General features: G+C 46.5%; 19 protein-coding genes. 16 read left to right on the forward strand and 3 right to left on the reverse strand.

The genetic code is table 11. The annotated features are described in order from the left end of the window. The first annotated feature begins 592 nt into the window (after nt 1-592). The 3 genes from BIZ37_RS21035 (at nt 593) to BIZ37_RS21045 (ending at nt 6,443) form a co-directional block, all read left to right on the forward strand. Complete coding sequence (locus tag BIZ37_RS21035; RefSeq protein WP_222939765.1) at nt 593-2,665, forward strand: multicopper oxidase domain-containing protein; 2,073 nt, start codon at nt 593-595, stop codon at nt 2,663-2,665. 244 nt (nt 2,666-2,909) lie between these two features. Beyond that, on the forward strand, nt 2,910-5,270 hold the full coding sequence (locus BIZ37_RS21040; RefSeq protein ID WP_222939766.1) for a multicopper oxidase domain-containing protein: 2,361 nt from the start codon (nt 2,910-2,912) through the stop codon (nt 5,268-5,270). A 381-nt stretch (nt 5,271-5,651) separates the two neighbouring features. Then, the gene (locus BIZ37_RS21045) at nt 5,652-6,443 is read left to right on the forward strand and encodes a hypothetical protein (RefSeq protein ID WP_187463172.1); all 792 of its coding nucleotides are present in this window, start codon (nt 5,652-5,654) and stop codon (nt 6,441-6,443) included. A gap of 90 nt (nt 6,444-6,533) precedes the next feature. Here the strand turns inward: BIZ37_RS21045 and BIZ37_RS21050 are convergent, their stop codons facing one another. After that, entirely contained in the window at nt 6,534-6,971 is a 438-nt protein-coding gene (locus BIZ37_RS21050) for a hypothetical protein (RefSeq protein ID WP_187463173.1), read from the reverse strand. A 147-nt stretch (nt 6,972-7,118) separates the two neighbouring features. Between BIZ37_RS21050 and BIZ37_RS21055 the strand changes: the two genes are divergently transcribed. The 13 genes from BIZ37_RS21055 to BIZ37_RS21115 all read left to right on the forward strand — a co-directional run bounded on the left by BIZ37_RS21055 (nt 7,119) and on the right by BIZ37_RS21115 (nt 20,642). Then, nucleotides 7,119-7,712: an RNA polymerase sigma factor gene (locus BIZ37_RS21055; RefSeq protein WP_222939767.1), complete on the forward strand. Its 594-nt coding sequence runs from the start codon at nt 7,119-7,121 to the stop codon at nt 7,710-7,712. Continuing rightward, complete coding sequence (locus BIZ37_RS21060) at nt 7,712-8,449, forward strand: hypothetical protein (RefSeq protein WP_187463174.1); 738 nt, start codon at nt 7,712-7,714, stop codon at nt 8,447-8,449. Before BIZ37_RS21055 ends, BIZ37_RS21060 begins: the two co-directional genes overlap by 1 nt. Before the next feature lie 232 nt (nt 8,450-8,681). Further along, the gene (locus tag BIZ37_RS21065; protein ID WP_187463175.1) at nt 8,682-9,101 is read left to right on the forward strand and encodes a hypothetical protein; all 420 of its coding nucleotides are present in this window, start codon (nt 8,682-8,684) and stop codon (nt 9,099-9,101) included. A gap of 52 nt (nt 9,102-9,153) precedes the next feature. Next, nucleotides 9,154-9,645, forward strand: a complete 492-nt coding sequence (locus tag BIZ37_RS21070) for a copper chaperone PCu(A)C (protein WP_255526849.1) — start codon at nt 9,154-9,156, stop codon at nt 9,643-9,645. 142 nt (nt 9,646-9,787) lie between these two features. Beyond that, nucleotides 9,788-10,669 (forward strand): LysR family transcriptional regulator, encoded by an 882-nt coding sequence (locus tag BIZ37_RS21075; protein ID WP_187463177.1) that lies wholly within the window; start codon nt 9,788-9,790, stop codon nt 10,667-10,669. A gap of 189 nt (nt 10,670-10,858) precedes the next feature. Continuing rightward, a complete protein-coding gene (locus BIZ37_RS21080; protein ID WP_255526850.1) occupies nt 10,859-12,040 on the forward strand; it encodes an efflux RND transporter periplasmic adaptor subunit in 1,182 nt (393 codons plus the stop codon). A gap of 9 nt (nt 12,041-12,049) precedes the next feature. Continuing rightward, nucleotides 12,050-15,139, forward strand: coding sequence for an efflux RND transporter permease subunit (locus tag BIZ37_RS21085; protein ID WP_187463178.1), 3,090 nt, complete (start codon nt 12,050-12,052; stop codon nt 15,137-15,139). Further along, nucleotides 15,126-16,580, forward strand: a complete 1,455-nt coding sequence (locus BIZ37_RS21090) for an efflux transporter outer membrane subunit (protein ID WP_187463179.1) — start codon at nt 15,126-15,128, stop codon at nt 16,578-16,580. Before BIZ37_RS21085 ends, BIZ37_RS21090 begins: the two co-directional genes overlap by 14 nt. Nucleotides 16,581-16,816: 236 nt before the next feature. Further along, nucleotides 16,817-17,566 carry an MBL fold metallo-hydrolase gene (locus BIZ37_RS21095; RefSeq protein ID WP_187463187.1) on the forward strand — a complete coding sequence of 250 codons (750 nt, stop codon included), beginning with the start codon at nt 16,817-16,819 and terminating at the stop codon, nt 17,564-17,566. A 71-nt stretch (nt 17,567-17,637) separates the two neighbouring features. Continuing rightward, nucleotides 17,638-18,225 carry a sigma-70 family RNA polymerase sigma factor gene (locus BIZ37_RS21100; protein WP_187463180.1) on the forward strand — a complete coding sequence of 196 codons (588 nt, stop codon included), beginning with the start codon at nt 17,638-17,640 and terminating at the stop codon, nt 18,223-18,225. Nucleotides 18,226-18,327: 102 nt separating this feature from the next. Next, nucleotides 18,328-19,707 carry a pilus assembly protein TadG-related protein gene (locus tag BIZ37_RS21105; RefSeq protein ID WP_187463181.1) on the forward strand — a complete coding sequence of 460 codons (1,380 nt, stop codon included), beginning with the start codon at nt 18,328-18,330 and terminating at the stop codon, nt 19,705-19,707. 34 nt (nt 19,708-19,741) lie between these two features. Continuing rightward, complete coding sequence (locus BIZ37_RS21110) at nt 19,742-20,209, forward strand: TadE/TadG family type IV pilus assembly protein (protein WP_187463182.1); 468 nt, start codon at nt 19,742-19,744, stop codon at nt 20,207-20,209. Nucleotide 20,210: 1 nt separating this feature from the next. Further along, nucleotides 20,211-20,642 carry a TadE/TadG family type IV pilus assembly protein gene (locus tag BIZ37_RS21115; protein WP_187463183.1) on the forward strand — a complete coding sequence of 144 codons (432 nt, stop codon included), beginning with the start codon at nt 20,211-20,213 and terminating at the stop codon, nt 20,640-20,642. 211 nt (nt 20,643-20,853) lie between these two features. On the opposite strand, the gene BIZ37_RS30295 is transcribed toward BIZ37_RS21115, so the two are convergent. Both BIZ37_RS30295 and BIZ37_RS21120 read right to left on the reverse strand, forming a co-directional pair. Further along, nucleotides 20,854-21,069, reverse strand: a complete 216-nt coding sequence (locus BIZ37_RS30295; protein ID WP_222939768.1) for a hypothetical protein — start codon at nt 21,067-21,069, stop codon at nt 20,854-20,856. A gap of 202 nt (nt 21,070-21,271) precedes the next feature. Continuing rightward, complete coding sequence (locus BIZ37_RS21120; RefSeq protein WP_187463184.1) at nt 21,272-22,516, reverse strand: maltoporin; 1,245 nt, start codon at nt 22,514-22,516, stop codon at nt 21,272-21,274. Nucleotides 22,517-22,710: the final 194 nt, after the last annotated feature.

The raw sequence follows: 22,710 nt of genomic DNA on the forward strand, positions 1-22,710 counted from the left end.
GTATATTAAGTGACAACATAAACAACATATATTTTCTAAAATTATAATAGTCTTATATAATATAAGGATTAATTCTAATTAAAATAAATGTAGTCATTTCCAGACATTACATCTCAGATTAATAACCACACCATTCACATGGACTTAATATCAACAACTTAGCAAACTGTAATAAATACATAATCTTTGTGATATTAATTTCGACTGCTAGGCTTTTAAATTAATTTATAAGCGGTAAAAGAATCCATCAGATACGTCCACCAACCCTATTTGTATGGTATTCACAATGAATAATACAAATTCTACTAATAACGTCAGCGGTACACGGAACTCTCTTCTAACAACAAAAACAGGAGCTTTAACATGTCTCATTTCATGTATTCTTTACTCCAATGATTTATTGGCCGGCTGTGATATTCCAACAGGCGCATCGCCAAGTCCATTATTTGGTGCAGAGCCATTTACTCAAGCCTTATATCGATTAGAAGAGTTTGGAACGATCCCACTTCCAAATTCATCGAACCCAGGAAATCCATTTCCAACCCCTAGCGATAAAAATTCGTCGCCAGCGGGTTATAAATTGGATAACTTCATGGGGCAAACCCTTTACCCTATACCGGACTCATCACACTCTGGTTCCTACGCAAATACGTCGGATCTGAACCCTTGGAAAGCCAAAATTAACAGCTTCCTTGGCCTTAACTTGGTTAATCCACCAGCTGAGGGACGACCACCTGGTATAGATTGGGCGCACCAACGCTGGAGTGAATTCTACCCGGAAGAATATACGGTGACTGCACAATCTGGCGTGAGGGAAAATCGCGGCTTTCGTGATCAATACCAAAGCCATGAATTCCAATCTCATGAATTTAAAGATGGCGGTCTATATCACTCCACCTTCAATTGGGATAAACAACCGGGCCTTAGTGATAACTTCAAGGGTACGACTAATGGCATTCCCGCTCAATTTCATCCCAAAATGCCTGTCCAACAAGCCAATACCTTGTGGACGTTTGATGGCACTTTCCCACCCAAGTTGCTGAAAATGAGGTACGGCTATCCAGTGTTGTTTAGACATTACAATGCCTTGCCCATATCCCCTTCAGCCAACAATGGCTTTGGCCTGCATACCATCACTACCCACCAACACAATGGTCATAACCCTGCAGAGAGCGATGGTTATACCCAAGCGTTCTATTTCCCTGGCCAGTATTATGACTATCGTTGGCCGATGATTTTGGCAGGCCATGATCATAAAAATAAAAAGGCCACTGATTTCCGAGCAGGGGGCCCTGATGGTAATAAGGGCATAAGGCGAATTCCCGGTGATTTCCGTGAGACCATGAGCTCGCTCTGGTTCCATGATCATATGCTCGATTTCACCGCCCAGAATGTCTATAAGGGCAATGCAGCTTGCTTGAACCTCTACAGCTCGTTAGACCGAGGAAATGAATATATTGACGACGGTGTAAACCTCCGCTTCCCTAGTGGATCACATTTAGACTGGGGTAACCGAGATTATGACGTTAATTTAATGGTCGCGGATAAAGCCTGGGACAAGCAAGGCCAACTCTTTTTCAATATATTCAATCTTGATGGCTTCCTCGGCGACCAAATGCTGGTTAACTGGCAATATAAGCCTTACATGGACGTCAGAGCCAGGCAGTACCGGTTTAGACTCCTCAATGCTTCGGTTTCCCGTTGGATGAAATTCGCAGTGATGACTGAGGACAAAGACCCCGTCCCCCTATACATGATTGCCAACGACGGTAATATCATGGAGCACAGCGTGTTGTTCAAAAAAGGGGAGCTTCCGACCCAAGCTATTGGTGAGCGCTATGACATCATCATAGATTTCAGCCAATTTGAACCCGGCACTAAAATCTACCTTGTGAACCTCATGGAGCACGAAGATGGCCGGCAGCCAGAAAGTACCTTAAGCCGCTCCAAAGCCTTCAATAACCCATTTGAGAAAGGGAACACCTGCGATCCTGCAGTCGGAAAATTCATGGAGTTCCGGGTTCACCCGTATGATGGTATTGATTACAGCATGGATCCAGCTCAATACGTCAAAGGCAAGAAGAAGATGATCAAGCGTCCTAAGTTCAGCAAAAAAGAACTCGCTAACGCCCGCCACCGTACCTTTGAGTTTGGCCGTAGTAGCGGTACTGATTCCGCCCCTTGGACTATCAAAACTGATGGCGGTTCTGGCTTTGCAACGGATCCTAAACGACTTTCAGCCGCCCCTAATATCGGAGATGTTGAAATCTGGCACATCAGTGGTGGTGGTGGTTGGAGTCACCCTATCCATATCCATTTCGAAGAAGGACAGATCCTTAGTAAGGACGGTAGCAAACCTCCTGAGTGGGAAAAATGGGCGAGAAAAGATATCTACCGTATTGGTGATGTCAAAGACAGCAGCCGAGAAATGACTATCGCCATCCGTTTCAGGGAGTTTATGGGTAGTTACATGGAGCACTGCCATAACACCCAGCATGAAGACCACGCCCAGTTACTCCGTTGGGATATCGAAAAACCAGGCCAGACCGTGCCAATCCGAACCCCAATGCCTACGTGGGAAGGTGTCGGCTATGTCGATTCCTTTACCCTATCAACCTATAAAAAAGGTGATGTCGATGCCAAGGAGGATTTCGACGAAAATTAATCTTTAATGCTTAGACTGGGTGGCACTGATAAGGTGCCACCCAGCTTAACAAGATTGCATCCTAACAGCTCCCCCTCGCAAAAAACTCCATTTTCCTTAGCGCAAAAAGACGTAAGTCACCATCGGAAAACAGCAATATCGATCCGCATTGTGATATACAGGGGCAATGCTAAGCTTTGTTTAACCACTCAGTCATTGAGAACCATCAGGTACGTATCATAAACCTATTTGTATGGTATTCGAGATGAATGATACAAATGCAAAAATAACAAGCGGTACACGGACTTTTCATCAATCAACAAACTTAAATCGACTACCATGGGCTATTCTATGCACTTTGTTATCTGAAAGCGTCATTGCCGGTGGCTGCAATATACCCACCGATGCTCCTCCAAGTCCGCTATTTGGTGCCCAAGCCTTCACGCAAGCGCTTTATCGCCTGGAAGAGTTTGGCACGAAACAACTTCCACAGTACTCAAGCAATAATGGAGGATTCCCTTCACCGACTAATGCTAAATCGTCACCCTCAGGTTCACAGCTCGACAGTTTTCTAAGCCAAACGATTTACCCTTTGCCATCGCGCAAAGCAAATACCTCCGATCTAAACCCTTGGAAGTCGCAAATTGAAGCTTACCTAAAACGCACGCTAAATACCCCTCCCGCTGAAGGACGCCCCCCGGGCGAAGATTGGGCGCATCAAAGATGGCCCGAGTTTTACCCCGAGGAATACACACTCACAGCCCAATCAGGAGTCAGAAGTAACTCTGGTTTTAGAGACATCTACCAAACCCATCAATATTCAGTGGGAGAATTTGCACCAGGCGGTTTGCATTACTCCACAGCCAAATGGCAAACAAACACTTCATCAGGCCAGATTGATGGGACGACAAATGGTATAGAACCTCGACTACACCCTGACTTCCCGATGCAAGAAAGTAACTCGCTGTGGACATTCGATGGCACGTTTCCACCTAAGCTGCTGAAATTAAGGTACGGTTACCCTGTTTTATTCCGGCATTACAATGCCTTGCCGATATCACCCTCAGCAAATAACGGATTCGGCCTCCATACCTTATCTACCCACCAGCATAACGGGCATAATCCGGCCGAGAGTGACGGCTATATGCAGGCTTTTTTCTTCCCCGGCCAATACTACGATTACCGTTGGCCAATGATCCTGGCTGGTCATGATCACAAAAATAAAAATGCGACCGATGTAAGGGCTGGTGGTCCTGATGGTTCAGGGGGAGTGAAAAAGATCCCCGGGGATTTTCGCGAAACCATGAGCTCGTTATGGTTCCATGATCATATGATCGATTTCACGGCGCAAAATGTCTACAAGGGCAATGCCGCCATGTTAAACATTTACAGTGCTTTAGATCGCGGTAATGAAAAGATCACTGCTGGCGGTAATTTACGGTTTCCTAGTGGTACCCAGCTTGATTGGGGGAACCGAGATTACGACGTCAACCTCCTCATCGCAGATAAAGCCTGGGATAAAAAAGGCCAGCTCTTTTTTAATATTTTCAACCTGGATGGCTTCCTGGGCGATCAAATGACCGTCAATTGGCAGTACAAGCCTTACATGGATGTCCGAGCAAGGAAATACCGTTTGCGGTTACTTAACGGCTCGGTTTCACGGTATATGAAAATAGCGGTAATGACCGAAGACAGAAAGCCCGTCCCCGTTTACATGATTGCCAATGACGGAAATATCATGGAACACAGTGTATTGTTCGAAAAAGGTGAATTGCCAACCCAAGCCATTGCAGAACGCTACGATATTATTATCGACTTTAGCCAATACGCTCCCGGAACCAAGATCTACCTTGTTAACCTAATGGAACACAATGATGGCCGACAACCAGAAGGCACATTGAGTCGTTCCAAGGCTTTCAAAGATCCCTTTAAGAAAGGGAACACTTGCGATCCTGCTGTCGGCAAGTTCATGGAAATGAGGGTACAACCTTATACAGGCACAGATTACAGCATGGATCCCGCTGATTATGTCGCAGGTAAGAAAAAAATGATCAAGCGTCCCAAATTCAGCAAAAAAGAACTGGCGAATGCACGCCATCGAACGTTTGAGTTTGGACGTAGTAGTGGCACTGACTCTGCCCCATGGACCATTAAAACAGATGGTGGTTCGGGATTTGCCGTCAACCCTAAAAGAGTTTCAGCGGCCCCCAATATTGGCGATGTTGAAATTTGGCACTTCAGCGGTGGCGGGGGGTGGAGCCATCCAATCCATGTTCATTTCGAAGAGGGCCAGATCCTCAGTCGAGACGGTGGCAAGCCCCCGGAGTGGGAAAAGTGGGCTCGAAAAGATATCTATCGGATTGGCGATGAGAAAAACAGCAGTCGAGAGGTAACCATTGCGGTTCGATTTCGTGAATTTATGGGTAGTTATATGGAGCACTGCCATAACACCCAACATGAAGATCACGCCCAATTACTTCGTTGGGATATAGAAAAACCGGGACAAACTGTACCCATCAGAACGCCGATGCCAACCTGGGATGGCGTCACCTACGTCAAATCTTTTTCCTTACCAACCTATAAAAAAGGTGACAAAGACGCTAAAGAAGACTTTAACGACAACTAAACCATATACCCTCCTCCCCCTTTCAAGGTGGCATCGAAGCGATGCCACCTTAGTGAGTTGTATCGAATACTTATTGAACCCCGTCATATTCCCTTACATTTACCATTTAAAACTTGCAGTGCTTTACACGCAAAAAAGCAATCAATAACAATACTGCGCCTGTATTTAAAAACAGCGTTTTTAAAATCAAGCACATAGCGCAAAGCGCTTAACCGCTAAACACTAGCTGAAAAGCGCAACCAAATTTACATTTTGAAATGTAAAAAACACCGTTCAATTCGTACAGGAATGATTCAGTTTATTGTTGGTAAATTAGCGCCATAACAAAACGCCATCACATCAGTGGTAAGCCTTAAAGCATATTTATCAGCAGGAATCATCATGAACACTTTCACTAAAAGCTCTATTGTTTCAATCATCGGTCTGACGCTTCTTACCGGTTGTGTTAACCCAGACACTCAAGATGATCCAAATGCACTAACCAAGCAAGGTGCTGCCGGTGGTGCTCTTCTTGGCCTAACATTGGGTGCATTGACAGGTGATGCAGACCTTGCTGTTAAAGGCGCTATTGCCGGTGGAGTTTCTGGTGGCGTAGCAGGTGCTTCTGCTGATATTCATAACAACCGTGATAACCAGCGCCATGACAGCCGTAACGAGGCATTGGCCCAAATCGGCAGCGGTGGCCAAGTTGCAGCAACTAATGCCCAGCCGCAAAACTGGGATAAGTTGGACAACTTCACGGGTAACTGGAACGTAAGTATCTGGAGCGGTGCAACAGAGCAAGCCGTTAATGCCACAGCGAAAGCAAACGGCTCGCTAGCTAAAACCACTGAAGCAAGTGTTAGCATCAATAACCTAAACATTGACGGTCAATCACAAGCGCTTTCTTTTACTGCTAACTTTGCCTACACGCCTGAAGCGGGTTACAGCCTAACGGTGACTGACAACGCAAGTAATGTTCCGGTCACTTTTGCTGGCGAATATCAGCAAAGCATGAACCGCTACAACTTCTACCCAACCAATGCGCAAGCTAGCATTTACGAGAACTTTGACTCTTCAACAGTTCGCCTAGAACTCGGCTTCGCGGGTCCAAGCGTATGGATGGTAGATACCTATGCCCAAGTCGATGGTCAAGAGCAGAAGATTCAAACTTACCGCTTCACCAAAAGCTAATCAGTACATAACTGAAATCTAGTTTCCTGTAGCGCTGTGTCTCCCGACAATATCTAAATAAAGATATCAGAAGAAGACACAGCGTATTTTTTATAGAGTGCAGCTCAAATACCCCACTTCGTAATTCCCGATAGTGACGTGAGTACCATATCCCACTGACGGAAAGTTTTCTGGGAAAGGCACACTGTCGTCATAAGGGCCATCAACATTGGAATCAAACTCCAAATCCCCTTCTAGATCATAGCCTTCATAGCGAAGTACCATTTTGCCTACCATTTCATAATCAACGTAGACACTGAGTTCTTGTCCTGAATAAAACTTGCCACCAGGTGCTGCTTCAAAAGAGGCATCAAACTTCTCTCTGTCATCTCGCGCCTCGTACCTGGCATCCATACTGGTGTCGTAAGCACCGCGTTTTTCGCATTCTAATCTTGTTCTATCATCGTCTTTTGCCAAACTGCTGCCAGAAAATGCGACCACACTAACAATACCAACGGCAGTGATGACTTCTTGGATTTTGTTTTTCATATATCCACCTAATCAAGTTGATTCAATCTAACATGCCACTGCTTTTCCAAGCGGTACTACCAACATCCATGTTTCACGGGTATGAGACAGCAGTCGTGAATTTGTTCCATGTCGATATTGAGAAATAACGAGGCGAGAATTCACTCTATGCTTATGGCAACTTGTGGAACAAAAACAGACTTGAAATCTCTTATTAGCATGAGTAAAAACACTCAATCACAGCATGACTATAACCAGCTTGTGGATTTGTACTACGCAAAGCTTTATCGCTTTGCGTACAGTTTGACGAATTCTCAAGCCGACGCCAGTGATCTTACCCAGCAGACTTTTTGTACATGGTTGGAAAAAGGTCACCAATTGCGTGAACCCGACAAAGTGAAAACTTGGTTGTTTACCACTCTTTATAGGGAGTTTCTGCATGTAAGGCGCAAATTAAGCGTGCTAACGAGCGATGAAAATGTTGTTGAAGAAGTCACTGAGGAGCAAGAAAGCCAAGATCCGCTCAACATAGACCCCAGCAAGGCTGTTGCGGCGATTTCCGGTTTAACTGAGTTTTACCGTACTCCCTTGATACTTTTCTATATGAGGGAGCACTCTTACCAAGAAATCGCAGACATCATTGGCGTTCCTATAGGTACGGTTAAATCTCGGATTTCAAGAGGAAAAACAATGTTATATAAGATGATTGAATCTGATTTAACCGACTTCGACGATAGCTTGGAGCAAGTAGGAGCTGAATAATGGAAAGCAAGAAAGTTAAGTCGATTTTACGACTCTACCGACCAGAGGTTGATGAGGAAACCACACTCGTCACTGAGGCTCTTGCCGAAGTTGAGAACGACCCTGAGCTAAAAGCATGGTACAGCAAGCACCTACAAAATGAAGATGCCATCCATTTTCAATTATCAGGTATTGACGTTCCAGTTGGTTTAAAAGAAGAGATCAACCTGCAATATAGCAAAAAAAAAGTTACCAAAACGCGTAGCCCGTGGCTTGCCCCTCTCGCTATTGCTGCGTCACTTTTACTGCTCGTCCTATCCTGGGGCATTTTTTCTCCCAAAGAATCTGGGCATTTTGCTGATTTCCAACAAGATATGGTGGCTTTCGCAACCCAACCTTATGAAATGAATATAAAAGTAGAGGGTCTAGAGCTGATAAACCAAGGGTTTGCAAATGCTGACTGGCCAACAAACTACGTGACCCCTGTTGCACTCAATAGCCTCCATGCCCTCGGCGGTGTTGCAGAGCGGTGGCAAGGTGAAAAGGTGTCCATTGTTTGCCTTGAAGATGATGCCGGAAAGTATATTTGGCTGTTTATTACCAAGCTCAATACCTTCAGCAACGAAAAAACAATCCCCCTTCCTGCTGAAGTGATTAAAGACAAGCCTTTGCTTACTCATACGGCATGGCAAGATAAACAATTTAACTACTATATGATCGCAGAAGGTGATATTGCGTTTATAAATAGCTACTTGTGAAAAAGTATCAATAGATAGCCACATTAAAATAGCCTTGCTTTGTGGCCGTATCCCTATCACCGGGATCACTTGATACTTTGATCTCAAAAAGGCCACATCTAGTTAACAAAAACAATTACATGATAGCTATTGCCTGTTACTATTCGCGTATCAAAACAATAACAAATATCACGTCATGCCAGCCAACACGCTATTTTTACATCCATCCACGGTAAGCCGAAAATGGACTAGCATGCTGGTCACAATATCCCTATTTGCTTCATCCCTGCTCTCATCCGTTGTCGTCCTCAATCCCCATTTCTTTAGCTTACAAAGCCCGATATTGACCGGGGGCAAAATACTGGTTTGCACACATGAAGGCTTACGCTGGTTTTCCTCCAACTCAGTCAATTCACTTGATAACAAGCATCTGAGCCATTCGCCTAATGAAAAAAATCAAGAAGGATCGCACTCCAGTTTTAATGCCCACTGCCCTGTATTTAAGCTGCATGACAATAAAGGCGATTACCATGAAAGTGCCTATCGCTTTGTAGGCTTTATCCGCTTTGCTGGGCATTTTGTCACCGATTACACCCTCACGTTACCCAATACAAATAGGTTATATCTCATTGCGCCTAAACACTCTCCTCCTGTAGCAATTAAATTTTCATAAATTCAATTGATTAACCATAATTTTATTGGCATGAAGCCAGATGGAGAACGTAATGAAAACAATAAAAAATATCCTGCTAGGAAGCCTATTTGCACTAGCGACCGCTGCTAATGCACATGATTACAAAGCGGGCGATTTACATATCGACCACCCTTGGTCAAAGCAAGTCCCGCCGACGTCTCAGGTCGCCGCGGCCTTTTTCAATGTCATGAACCACGGTGACAACGGCGATGAGCTGATCAGTGCCTCTTCTCCTATTGCAGGAAAAACCGAATTACATGCCCATATCCATGAAGATGGCATGATGAAGATGCGTGAAGTAGAAAAGATTGATGTACCAGCCCATGGTGCACAAATGCTCAAGCCGGGCGGTTACCACGTTATGTTCTTTGATCTCAAAGACGTTCCTGAGCTTGGCGAAAGCTTCCCGCTCACGCTTAACTTCAAGCAGGCCGGAGAGGTCAAGGTTGAAGTTAAGGTCGAAGAAGCTACCTATATCCCCGAGGGTATGAAAAAGGAAAAGATGGATCATAGCCATCACTGATTCTGATAAGAGCCCTAATAGCCAATTAACAAAGCCGACACCCAGTCGGCTTTCTTCTTCCCCTTCATGACATTTATCATTCCCTTGCTAATCCTCGGCATTTACACTGTAAAACAGTGAATAATAGTTATAAGTGACACTTATGCGTCTGGATGACCTCAAGCTGTTTACCACAGTCGTGGAATTGGGTAGCTTTTCTGCTGCCGCTAATGCGCTCGACCTTCCTCGAGCCAACGTGAGCCGCCGAATAGGCGAGTTGGAAAAGCACCTCAATGCCCAACTTTTTTTCCGTACCACTCGCAAACTTCGCCTTACCCAACATGGTGAAGTCCTATACCAAGAGCTATTAAATGTGGTTCAAGGGATAGAAAGAGCCCAAGAGGCGATGTACCAACTCGATAATAAGCCTACAGGTAAAATTAAGATCGGTGCCCTTCCAGACAGTGATGAACTTCTAGAGCCTATCCTCACCCAATTTCAGCAAGAATTTCCTGACGTTGAGCTTGATGTGCGTTTCAGCACCAATGGCTACCATGACCTCTACGAGCAAGGGCTTGATTTAAGTTTTCATGTTGGGCCGCTGCAGGACTCCAGCCTGGTTGCCAGACACATTACTTCTATCCATCGCTTTTTATTGGCGAGCCCAGCCTATATCGAACAACACGGTGAACCAAGCAGCATTGATGAACTCACCCACCATCGCTGCATTTGCTATCGCTGGCCTGATGGCAGGATCGAAGATACCTGGCGCTTCACAGATACCGCTTTAAAAGTGAAACCCGTCCTGAGTAGCAACAGCACAGGCTATATCCGTCAATCGATGATCGCTGGACAGGGGATCAGTTTCCTTCCTTTACTCCTTGCAATCAAAGCAATGGATTCAGGTAAATTAATCCAGATCCTTCCCGACTGTAAATCACAATCAGAAGATGTTTGGCTAATTTATCCTGACAGGATGGGCATTAGCCAAGCAACACGAGCACTTATTGACCACCTTCTCAAATATTTACCCAAGGCTTTTTGATTGTTGCATTATTCGCATCAAATACAGGGTTACCACTGCTTTAGCAAGGGGATATTTACTTTTATTGTCACGAAAAATGTGACAGTGTTTCACGGGGTAGCCTGATTATCCTTTCCGCTCCAAAACTTAAAATAACACTGTTTTAAATATACCGACTTTAAATAAAACAGCATTTTTTGAGTGGAATGGATGATGAAAATAATAACTCCCTATGCGTTGGCCCCAATTGCCATACTCGTTCTCAGCGGCTGCAGTGACAATACGCCACCAGCCGCCGAAAAGTCACCGCGTCCTGTACAAGTCATTGAACTTGGTAGCCAACACCAATTTAATACCCGTCAATTTTCGGGTGTTCTGGAAGCTATCGATACCGCAAACCTTGCGTTCAAAGTGCCTGGGACCATTAATGAAGTACTGGTAAAAACGGGAGAGCAAGTAAAACAGGGCCAAGTCATCGCTAGGCTAGACCCACATGACTATCAGGTTGCGGTACTTGAGCTGGAAGCCAGATTGGATGAGGCAAAAGCCGCGAAAACACTGGCTGATATTGAACTTAAGCGGGTCAAACAAGCCACCAGCGATAATGCCATTGCAGAGGTGAACCTTGACCGTGCGGTATCCGGCTATAAGCGAAGCCAAGCCATGGTCAAAGTGGTTGAGCAGAACTTACAAAAAGCCAAAGATGCCCTCTCATACACCGAGTTAACCGCGCCATTTGATGGCATAGTTGGCAAGCGCTTTAGCGAACAATTCGAACAAGCGGCTCCTGGCTTCCCCGTTTTCACTATCCACCAGCCAAGCCACCTTCAGGCTGTTGTCGACATCCCAGAAAGCCTCATCAACCAGTTCGAAAGCCAGCCAAGCGGGGCTGTATCATGGTATGGCAATAACACTCCTATCCCGGCCACGCTTAAAGAAATCAGTACGCTGCCAGATCCCATCAAGCAAACCTATCAGCTTACCTACCAGCTAGATCAAACTGCGCTGACAATGGATAACTCAGCCCTGCCAGGAAAGGCCATTCAACTGAATATTGCCTTTGCTCAGGGTGAAGGCCAGTACTGCATTCCCTATTCTGCGATAATGCAAACAGGCGTTACCCATACCGTTTTTGCCATCAAAGATAGGACAGCCAACCCAAGAAGCGTCACGATACATTCCCTGCAAGCTAACCAGGCTTGTATCTCAGGCAACGTTAACGCTGGCGATAAAATCATCACCGGGGGCGTTCCCTACCTAGAACCAAGCCAGCCGGTCGGTGAGGTAATCACCACAGCTTTAGTGCCACCACAGGCACCTAATAATGAGGTATTTGTTGCTTCTGCCTCAGACTCTTCCTTGTCCAATGAATCAGCGCCACAAGCTCGATAGGTGATCAAGATGAACCTTGCAGAATTTGCCATTCGACAGCGCACCTTCATTGTATTTTTTAGTGTGCTCTGCGTGATTGCCGGTATCACGTCCTATTTCAAGCTTGGCAAGCTTGAAGACCCGACCTTTACCGTTAAAAGTGCCGTTGTCGTGACGCTCTACCCGGGTGCATCAGCCCAAGAGGTTGAGGAACAAGTCACAGATAAAATCGAGACTAAGTTGCAAGAAATGGAGACGCTGTGGAAACTGCGTTCACTGTCGCGACCGGGTAGCTCGATGATTTTCGTCGACCTCCAGGAGGCGACCAACTCCAAAGATCTTCCCCAGCAGTGGGACTTGCTTCGCCGCAAGATCAATGACGTTAAGCTCAGCTTGCCGGCAACCGCCCAGATCAGCATTGTTCAGGATGAGTTCTCTGAAGTGTACGGCATGCTATTTGCTGTAACAGGAGAAGGTGTTGAGCCTAGCGAGCTGCGACTTTATGCCAAAGAACTTCAACGCCGTTTGAAAGCCGTCGAAGGCATCAAGAAAATTGAGCTGCACGGCGTACGTAACCAAGTCGTGAATATCGACCTCCCTGATGAACGTTTGGCTGATTATGGCATCTCTTCCGCTCAGGTGATCAACCAACTTGCTAGCCAAAACATGATTTATGAAGCGGGTAAATTCAAGGCAGGTATCGAACGCATTCGTATCGACCAAGGCAGTGAATTCACAAGCTTGGACGATATCCGAAACCTGATGATAAAAGGTGGCATTGGTGATTTAGGCACTGGTCTTATCCGCCTTGGTGATATTGCCACCATCTCTATGGGCTACCAAACGCCAGCCCTTTCTGAAAGCCGCTTCAATGGCATTGATGCCATTACACTGGCAGTAAGCCCTAACTCCGGTATCAATGTGGTGTCACTTGGTGATCAACTCAACCAGGTGATTGATGAATACCAGCAGACCTTACCACTCGGCGTCGAGATCAACACCGTTGCTTTCCAGCCGGAAGAGGTTCAAAAGTCGATCAACAACTTCGTCTCCAATTTGGTGGAGAGTGTTGCCATTGTTGTTGTGATCCTGTGGCTGTTCATGGGCATGAAAAGTGCGCTGATCGTCGGCAGCAGCTTGATGCTGACTATTCTGCTAACTCTGATCTACATGAAGATAGATGCGATTGATCTGCAAAGGGTTTCGCTAGGTACCTTCATTCTTGCACTGGGTATGCTGGTTGATAATGCGATTGTCGTAACAGACATGATCATCTCAAAGATCAATAAAGGTATCGATCGACTAAGCGCGGCAAAAGAAACCGTTGAGGAAACCGCCGTCCCCCTACTTGCCGCGACTTTCATTGCGGTAATGGGTGCCAGCCCTGTAATGTTCTCTAAGACAGACTCGGCAGAATTTGCCGGCTCGGTATTCTGGGTAATGTGTGCATCACTGCTACTTTCGTGGCTGATAGCGATGACCATCACGCCTTTGATGTGTTGGGCATGGATAAAACCGAGCAAAAAACACTCGGCATCAAATAATGCACCATCAGAAAACAAACCATCCTTGTACCGCAAAGCCGTCCACTATACCGTGCGCCACCCGCTCAAGGGGCTTAGCCTATTAATCCCTCTGCTTGGTGTTACTGCGTTCGTGGTTCCACAAATTGCCGTTAACTTCATGCCGACTTCTGATCGTCCGATGGTCTTCCTCGATTACTGGCTACCCAATGGGGCACAGGTAGAACAGACATCGGCAGATATGGCCCGAATCGAAGATTGGCTTCGTGAGCAGCCTGAAGTAAAAGACTTCACCACCTTTGTCGGAGCCAGTGCGCCACGATTTTCGGTCACGGTCGAACCGGAGCCTTATGATCCAAGTTACGGTCAGATCCTAATCAACACCCATGATTTTGATGGTATTGCAGCGCTTGAGCGCCGGGGCGATAAGTGGCTACAACAGCAGTTCCCCCATGCAGAGCCGCGTTTCCGTGCACTTAAGCTTGCCACCAAAGACAAGTTCAGTATTGAAGCGAGGTTTATCGGCCCAGATCCTGAGGTGCTGCATGACTTGTCCAAGCAAGCTCAAGCCATTATGCAAGCCCATCCGAACACCAAGTATGTTCGTGATGATTGGCGCCAGAAAAGTAAGGTCATCGTCCCGCAACTTAACCAAGAACAAGCGCGTCGCGCAGGTATCAACCGCACCGATGTGGCCCTGGCGATTCAACGTGCAACAGAGGGCGTTACCTTGGCACAACTCCATCAAGGTGATGAGCTTATTCCTATCAAGATACGTAGCGCAGAGGCTGACATTAGCTCTCTAGAAACCCTGCCAGTACGCTCTCTTATGGGTATGCACTCTGTTCCCCTCGGTCAGGTGGTCGACAAATTCGAACTCAAAGACGAAGAGAGCATGATTTGGCGCCGAAACCGAGTACCTGCTATCACGGTACAAGCTGCTGTTACCGGTATGACGGCCTCTGATGTGCGCAAAGAGCTTATCGAAGATATAGAAGCTATCGAGCTCCCATATGGCTACAGCTTCGAGTGGGGCGGTGAATATTACGATGAAGACAGGGCAATTACCGATACCTTCAAACAGCTGCCTAAAGCCCTGTTGATTATGGTGATCATCCTTGTTGCGCTATTCAATGGCTTTAAGCAACCCATTATCATTCTGACCACAGTGCCGCTGGCTGCCACTGGTGCAAGTTGGTTCCTGCTGATGACGGATAAACCGTTCGGTTTCATGGCGTTAATCGGTGCTATTGCCCTATCTGGCATGATCATCAAGAACGGCATCGTCCTAATGGATCAAATCGAATTGGAAAGGAACAACGGCAAAGGGTTAGAAGAAGCAATCGAAGAAGCAACGTTAAACCGCACCATGGCCATCTCGATGGGCGCCCTGACAACGGCACTAGGTATGATCCCATTGTTGTCCGACCGACTGTTTGACCAAATGGCAGCAACCATTATCGGCGGCTTGGCTGCAGCGACAGTATTGTCCCTGTTTGTGATGCCAGCCCTATATCGCCTGTTCTACCGGGCCGATTTGAAACAACCAACACCAAAAACTCTGGCTAACGAGGAGCTGACTAATGAACAAGCTTAACCTATCGGTATTAGCAGTTGCCTTGATCCTAACCGGCTGTGCATCGGCTCCTGATTATCAGCAACCAAGCCACTCGCTGACTGATACCTTCCTGAACCAATCTGTGGAAGGAACCAGCTCAAACCAGCGTCTCGCGATTGAGCCGGTCAGTGCCCATTGGTGGTCACAATTTAATGATCCAACGCTTAATCAGCTCATCAAGGATGCACAAAACCAGAACATCCCGTTGAAAGTCGCCTCAGAGAGGATCAAATCTGCCCAAGCTTTTAATCAGATCGTCGAGTCCTTCAAAGTGCCGACGGTTAGTCTAGGCGCTGGCTACACCTCGTATGGCATTAGTGAAAATGACCCGCTACTCGGTGCTGCGGTATCGTCTAACAATCCGCTGGGTACCCCGATCCTCGACAGTGATCAAAGTGCCTTTCATGCAGGTATGGCTATCGCGTGGGAGCTGGACCTGTTTGGCCGTATCGACAATCAGGCCAAAGCGGCCTCGATCCGTGCCGAGCAAGCCGAGATCATGCGACAAGGGCTGACAACCTTGATCACCAGTGATGTGATCCACAACTACCTGCAACTTCGGGGAGCACAAGAACGCAAAGCCATCGCACTCGATCTAGTGAACGATCAGCAGCAAACGCTGGAACTGGTGGAAAAGGTCCATCGCAGTGGCTACGGCTCCCAACTCGATGTTGCCAGAGCCAAAGCCATGCTAGCAGCTACTAAAGCAGTGATCCCCCAACTAGAAACCGCTGAGAATGCCCACCAGCAACGCTTGGGGATCTTACTGGGTGAATCACCGCGGCAAATAAAACAGCGCCTTGTCAGTGCTTCTCCACTACCGACCTTTGATGGAGTCGTTCCAACAGGGTTGCCGTCTGATCTGTTGCAAAGGCGACCTGATTTACGGATCGCCGAACGGGAAATGGCGGCCCAGAATGCCGAGCTGGCCGCTGCGGTTGCCAACCAGTATCCGAAATTCTACCTGACCGGTGCGCCGGGAGTATTGGCCAACGACTTTGATGATTTGTTTAGCAGTGACTCGGCGACTTGGATGGCGAGTTTAGGTGTTAGTTGGAACATCTTCGATGGTGGACGCACCGATGCCATGATAGCGCTGCAAGAGTCTCGCTTCGAAGCCAGTGCCCTCTCTTACCAACACGCCTTTAACAGCGCTATTGGTGAGGTGGAAACCTTGCTCAATGGCTACGGCAATAGCCAGCAGTACCAAGCCTTGCTGTTAGAGGCTGAAACGGAAACTGACAAAGCGGTAAACAAAGCGCTTTCACTCTACAAAGCGGGCTTGATTGACTACCTATCTGTACTGGACGCCCAACGTCAGCAGCACGCTATGCGTGACCAAGTAGTCGCAGCACGCCTTCAGACTGCCAACATGGTTGTTGGCCTTAACAAGGCACTAGGAGGTGACTGGGAAATTTAACCTGTTCTCTGTTCGTTATTTTTAGTTTTCTTTTTTGCCCGGCAAGTTGCTCGCTCTACCACTCATAACAGGCTTGCTGGGCCTTTTTATTCATACTCTCCTCGCGAAGATTTCCGATATAGCTCCTATACCAGCCACAACCATGCAATTCCCTGCTTGATTGGTCAGATGAGTTGTTAAATAATGATTTCATTACGGAAAGGCTCAGCCGCTGTCATCCATATAGGGATATCATGATGAAACTTCACCACATCAATGGCTACATCCAATCGATATATCTTGTTGAATACCGCCATGGACTGCTGTTGCTTGATGGTTGCTGCAGGGCAGATATCCCTATTTTGCTGGACTTCATTGCTGAGCAACTCAATCGCACCGCCAAAGATCTCAAAATGGTGGTCGTAACCCATATGCACCCCGACCATGCAGGGGCCGCACACCGCCTCCGAAAGCTCACCGGCTGCGCAATTGCTGCGGCCAATGTTCCCGGCCATTGGTACCAAGGGATCGACGGCGCACTGATGCACTGGACCGATTTATTGCTGGCTGGGTGGGTGGCAAGACGAATGAACAAGCCCCGCACCAACTTATGGTATGACGCTAAGTTGAAACCGGATTATTTATTGGATGACCAAGAACCCTTGCCAGGTTTCCCCGAATGGCAGGCTCTGGCAACCCAAGGTCATACCGACAGGGATTTATCTTTATATCACAAGGATTCAGGAAAAATTTATGTCGCGGATTTAATGGTGAAAGTCAAAGGGCGCTATATCCCGCCTTTCCCTGTGTTCTACCCAAAACGCTATCGTAGTTCGATTGAGAAAGTCATCAATCTTTCACCAACGAGCGTATTGCTTGCTCACGGCGGCGAAATCAGCCCTGAGGCAGAAGATTACCAACACTTGCTGGACAAGGCACCAACGGCGCCGGTCACCCATTGGCGCTCGGTAAAAACAAAATTTAAGCGTGCGATTTCAGCAACGTGAGATGCCTGTTTGGTATCCGCTTTGACGTAATATCACTGCGTACGATTAACATATATGGAAAATACACAACAATGAGCCAGTCTCTCACTGAACCAACAACCAACGTTGCCAAAGGCGCAGCAACAAGCGCCCGCCCATGCCTGATGTCAGCTTGGTCAGAGCACGCCCAACCTCTCAGTCACTGGCTCAAAGCAAAATCCCACGACGAGGCTCTGGCCGAAGACTTGCTCCAAGAAGTGTTTATCCGCGCCATGCTCAAAGATACAGAATTTTGTGAGATCGATAATCCTCGCGCTTGGCTTTACCGTGTCGCTAATAACCTGCTGATCGATCACAGCCGAAAGAAACGCATTGATCCACTCGAGCAAGATATCGAACAAGAATCAAACTCTGAGGCTGCCATCGACACACTAACCCAATGCTTGAACCGGGTACTGACAGAACTTCCGGAACAAGACAGTCACGTATTGAAGGCTTGTGACATAAAAGGTATGACTCAGCAAGAATATGCGAATCAACACAGCTTAACTCTACCAGCAGTTAAATCCCGCCTATTGCGGGCACGTGGTAAGCTTAAGCAGCAACTTGTCATATCATGCAAAGTAAAGCTCGATAGCAACCAGCGCGTGTGTTGCTTCACATCCAGAGCAAATCAATAAACAAACAAACCCTAATCCCTTACTGACAAATAGATTTTTAATTTTCCTGTACTAATGTTAACCCTATATTGGGTAGTTGATTGCATAGGATAAGGGATTAGTATGCAACGTCAGAAAGGAGTCATCATACCTATAACAACCATGGCGCTTTTGGCGATCTTGGCCATGGTTGGGTTAGCGTTAGATACCGGCCTTTACTTTAACGATTACCGTCAGGCACAAACGGCTGCAGACGCCGCCGCTCTCTCGGGGGCTTTCGAAAAATACAATGACCGGGAAAACCTTGTCGTCACCGCTTCCCAACAAGCCGCTACTGAAAACGGTTATACGACTGATGCTGACAGCAAGGTCACAGTTACTGTCAACCACCCGCCCCTATCAGGGTTCTATCAAGGGGATAGCAATTCGGTTGAAGTTCTAATATCTAAAGCCCAGCCCACATTCCTCCTGAAGGCCATCGGCGTCGATGACCTCAGCTATACCGTTCGTGCTGTTGCCAATGGCGCTAAAGCCAGTGCCCTGAACTGCATATACGTGCTAGGAGAGACGACACACAAAGAAGCCTTCCATGTCAGCAGTGGTTCTAGCCTCATCACCAACTGCGGAATATATGTCAACTCGCCACACAATGAGGGCGTAACCATCGAAAGCGGTTCCAGTGTAGAAACCAGCGAGTTCTCTGTTGCAGCCAATCAAGTCAACGTGAGCGGCAGCTCTTTGGACTGCACCAATGAAGGTGATTGCCCGCTCAAGAATTCACCGGCGATTGAAGATCCTTTCAAATCAATGCCCCTCCCTACCGTTGATCGTTCCAACTGCCCAAATATAAGCGAAAACTCATGCCGTGACGGATTCTGTATCGGCAAATACAAAGACTCCAACGGCTATGAACCTTATACCCATGAGGAAGGGAATGTCACATTAAACCCCGGCACCTACTGCGGTGGCATTTTTATCAAGAAAGGGACTGTGACATTTAATCCTGGTACCTACGTGATGCGTGGTGGTGGACTCGTTGTCGATGGCAGTGAAGCTCAACTCAAAGGAGAGAGCGTGACCATCTATAACACCTGCTATGAAGATTGCTCTTCGAGCAATTCCAGCGATCCACATTGGTTTTCACCACTTGATATCAAATCTGGCGGCAAGGTCGATTTAACGGCCACCGACTGCGATGTGAACTCCAGTTGTGATGCATCGCTGGAGGGCATGCTTTTTATTGCCGATCCCGATTCTCCCAGCTCATCTGAGCCTATGAAGGAGCCTATAAATAAAATCGACAGCGGCGCCAATGCCAAGCTGACAGGTGCGATCTATGTTGGCCACCAGCATTTCAAATTCCACTCAAATTCAGCCGGAGACAGGACACAAGGCATGATAGTGGCAAAGTACCTAGAGATTTCTAGCGGCTCAAGTGTTGGCTTAACCAACATGTCAGGTGTTAATGATGCAGAAAACAAAAGAGTCACTCTAGTCGAATAAAGAGCGATAACAGCTAAATATTGAGGCAGAGAACATGAAACAAAAGCAAAATGGAATTGCCATCGTCGAATTTACCCTCGTGTTACCGGTACTCTTATTTATTCTCATTGCCGTATTGGATTTTGGCCGGGCAATGCATGCTGGAATTGTGTTAAATAGTGCCACAAGGGCAGCGGTCGGGTACGGTGCCCAAGATATTGACAAGTCAGTAGATATCAACGGTATGACCTCTATCGCCAACTTGGAGGCCCAGCAAATGCTCGATGCTGACGATGAGGAAGATGTTATCAATCTGCAGATAACCAATTCCCTGCAGTGTTCTTGCTCAGACGGTGTCAGTACACAGATAAACACAGACGAAGACTGTGATACCAATAATGCCTGTTTGGTTGCAAGGTATGTTGTTGTCGATGCCACCTATGATTTCAAAACGCTGATATCTTTCCCGTTTATCCCTGATACAGTTTCTCTGAGCCGCAGTGCAAGCATGAGGTTAGAATAAAATGACACGTTTGGATATGGGCTCCCCTTTCAGGCAAAAAGGTATTTTCACCGTTGAATTTGCCATTGTATGTGGCTTGTTTTTTTTGATCCTGTTTACCGTCCTCGAAGGAGCCCGGCTTATATATACCTATCACTCTATTGCCAATATTGCCCGTGACGGCATTCGTTATGCCTCAGTCAGGGGAACAGAAGCCGGTGAGGATTCACTCCGGGTTGGTGATGCACCTGTTGCTGTCGCCCAACTAAAGTCCTACCTCAACCAGCGTTCGAATATCAGTGATTTGGATATCACGACAAGTTGGACCGATGGAGAAGCTCTACTTTCCGGCGACATTATTTCAATTAACGTCAGTGTCGACTTTGAACCGGTTACGCCTTTTATTCCATCGATTACATTAACCAGTGACGCCAACTCAATCATTTATTATTAATATACCCAAGTTACCTCAAGGTGCAGGATTCAGAGGTTGTCAGCGCATTCAATACAAGACGAAGGTTTGCAGGAATGGCAATCCCTATCAAAAAGCTTCAATCTTCAAAACAATGCCTTGTCTATAAGCTTATAAATTCTCGCTGAACCTGCATCTTGAAGTAGTTTGGAGATACATGTTTTTTCGAGCAGTTAAAACTTGAGTAAGAGTGTTATTTAATGCTCTCAACAGCATTAATGAAGGTTTCCCTGGCGTTCGGTACGCCCCTTTTTTCCGCTTCTTTTAACAAGGTAATGGCCTTATCCATATCTCCTTGCTCTACGCTGATTTGAATCGAATCCAGGTAGTCAATATTGCCGCTATCTCTAACGGGTTGATACTCGGTCGCAGAATAGGCAGTGTCTTGATGACCATGACCTGACGCCAATGCCGTTAAATGCGAAATTGATATCTAACGGCATAGCCAGATCCTGCCAATTTAACTCTGCTGCAGAAACAGCCCTATTTAAGGCAGGACTTTTGGCCTGAGTACTGACTTCGGGTGCTGACGAGCAGCCCCGAAGTCATAACGATGCACAGGGATAAAATTATGGTGATTAACTTAAGCATTGCCTATCCCTCTGTGCCTCTTACCACCATGCTTCAGCTTGTACGCCTAAATTATATTCCGAGTCTTCTCCTACACCGAAGGCATTATCTTTTTCATAGTCCTCTATATAGCTGGCATAGACCCTAATTTCAGGACGGGCCCAGAAACTACTTCCAGCTGACCAGGCTTGAGCGATGGTAAATTTACTAGCAGAACTATCGACATTATCGTTTTCTTCGGTAAACCAGCCGGCCTCGAACACGGTGCGGTTGTATTCATTCCACTTGTACATCGGGCGTGCAACTACACTGAATATATCGTGATCGTCCTTGCTATCAAAAGTTGAACGGGCATAGACAAGCTGATAACCAATTTCCCAGGTATCTGATGGAGCCATTACCCCCCAGTTAATGATTCTATAGCCGTCAACGCCATCATCCGAGTTTGCATCAGGAGAGTTACCCGCTCCCAACCCGGCCATTTGTTCACCATAGCTTTCAGTCGCATATTGAAGTATGACTTTGTTCAAACCACCAACAACGTCAGCCATGGTAAGCTCAGCAGTCAACATAAGGGGATCTTCACCTACGCCCTCCCCTATATCTTTTTGGCTATCTGTTTCGTTTATGAAACCATAATTAAATCCCAGCTCCAGATTAGCTTCATCCCAAAGCCCAATTTCGGCATACCGGATATCTAAATTATTCACATTGACGTCACCGTCATCTTGGCGAAGAACCGCTAATGAAAGTTTGCCCGTACCAGCAGATATGTTCTCAACACCCGCCCCAGAACCTGAGGTATCCCAGTAGTAGAAATCAGTAATGTGTATATCATGACGTTGATAATAACGTTTACCAGCCCAGATAACGGCTCCTGGGTCGCGAGCGATTAGCCCCTCTGTCTGGACATTGAACTGACGGATAGCAAATTGTGCATCATTGTCACAAGAGATATCTTGTGTATTTTGATCCAACTCACAAGAGGTATTCGTTCCCTCAAAGTCGTTACTGCCATCAGAGAGCCAAGCTACCATTGAGTCGACATAGAAAGATTTACCATTTTGGTTATAAACCTCTTTGCCCAATTGCACTTCGGCGTAAAGATCATCTTCATTACCGAGGCGGCCGACTTTATTCGATTCATAACGAACCTGCTGGCCGTTCTCGCCACTGATACCGATACCAGCACGCATGTAGCCGTGAAAATCCACTTCTGCCACAACTGATGTAGAAACCATCATGGTCGATATAACACCAGTCAATTTCAGCGTATGCTTTTTCATTGTTAGCGCTCCTATTATGGACCTTTTTGCTTTTAATTTGTTATATATATTGTTCCTTTAACGAGCACGCTTTACTGCGCTCGATCCTCTAACCAACGCTGACAGCGAATAATTTATCGTTTTTATTCTCTTGTTTTTATTAAGACAAAATAATACTTTGTATTATTTTTACATGATAAAGAATATCACTTTTT

Origin of the sequence: Photobacterium sp. BZF1 (assembly GCF_014349205.1) — a bacterium.
In the GTDB taxonomy this organism is placed as follows: Bacteria; Pseudomonadota; Gammaproteobacteria; order Enterobacterales; family Vibrionaceae; genus Photobacterium.

Excerpts from the sequence above, each read along its gene's own strand:
- BIZ37_RS21105 (WP_187463181.1), top strand. The coding sequence starts at position 18,328 with ATGCAACGTCAGAAAGGAGTCATCATACCTATAACAACCATGGCGCTT.
- BIZ37_RS21075 (WP_187463177.1), top strand. The coding sequence starts at position 9,788 with ATGCGTCTGGATGACCTCAAGCTGTTTACCACAGTCGTGGAATTGGGT.
- BIZ37_RS21065 (WP_187463175.1), top strand. The coding sequence starts at position 8,682 with ATGCTGGTCACAATATCCCTATTTGCTTCATCCCTGCTCTCATCCGTT.
- BIZ37_RS21100 (WP_187463180.1), top strand. The coding sequence starts at position 17,638 with ATGAGCCAGTCTCTCACTGAACCAACAACCAACGTTGCCAAAGGCGCA.
- BIZ37_RS21085 (WP_187463178.1), top strand. The coding sequence starts at position 12,050 with ATGAACCTTGCAGAATTTGCCATTCGACAGCGCACCTTCATTGTATTT.
- BIZ37_RS21080 (WP_255526850.1), top strand. The coding sequence starts at position 10,859 with ATGATGAAAATAATAACTCCCTATGCGTTGGCCCCAATTGCCATACTC.
- BIZ37_RS21055 (WP_222939767.1), top strand. The coding sequence starts at position 7,119 with ATGCTTATGGCAACTTGTGGAACAAAAACAGACTTGAAATCTCTTATT.
- BIZ37_RS21050 (WP_187463173.1), bottom strand. The coding sequence starts at position 6,971 with ATGAAAAACAAAATCCAAGAAGTCATCACTGCCGTTGGTATTGTTAGT.
- BIZ37_RS21110 (WP_187463182.1), top strand. The coding sequence starts at position 19,742 with ATGAAACAAAAGCAAAATGGAATTGCCATCGTCGAATTTACCCTCGTG.
- BIZ37_RS21070 (WP_255526849.1), top strand. The coding sequence starts at position 9,154 with ATGAAAACAATAAAAAATATCCTGCTAGGAAGCCTATTTGCACTAGCG.
- BIZ37_RS21115 (WP_187463183.1), top strand. The coding sequence starts at position 20,211 with ATGACACGTTTGGATATGGGCTCCCCTTTCAGGCAAAAAGGTATTTTC.
- BIZ37_RS21040 (WP_222939766.1), top strand. The coding sequence starts at position 2,910 with ATGAATGATACAAATGCAAAAATAACAAGCGGTACACGGACTTTTCAT.
- BIZ37_RS21120 (WP_187463184.1), bottom strand. The coding sequence starts at position 22,516 with ATGAAAAAGCATACGCTGAAATTGACTGGTGTTATATCGACCATGATG.
- BIZ37_RS21045 (WP_187463172.1), top strand. The coding sequence starts at position 5,652 with ATGAACACTTTCACTAAAAGCTCTATTGTTTCAATCATCGGTCTGACG.
- BIZ37_RS21095 (WP_187463187.1), top strand. The coding sequence starts at position 16,817 with ATGAAACTTCACCACATCAATGGCTACATCCAATCGATATATCTTGTT.
- BIZ37_RS21060 (WP_187463174.1), top strand. The coding sequence starts at position 7,712 with ATGGAAAGCAAGAAAGTTAAGTCGATTTTACGACTCTACCGACCAGAG.
- BIZ37_RS21090 (WP_187463179.1), top strand. The coding sequence starts at position 15,126 with ATGAACAAGCTTAACCTATCGGTATTAGCAGTTGCCTTGATCCTAACC.
- BIZ37_RS21035 (WP_222939765.1), top strand. The coding sequence starts at position 593 with ATGGGGCAAACCCTTTACCCTATACCGGACTCATCACACTCTGGTTCC.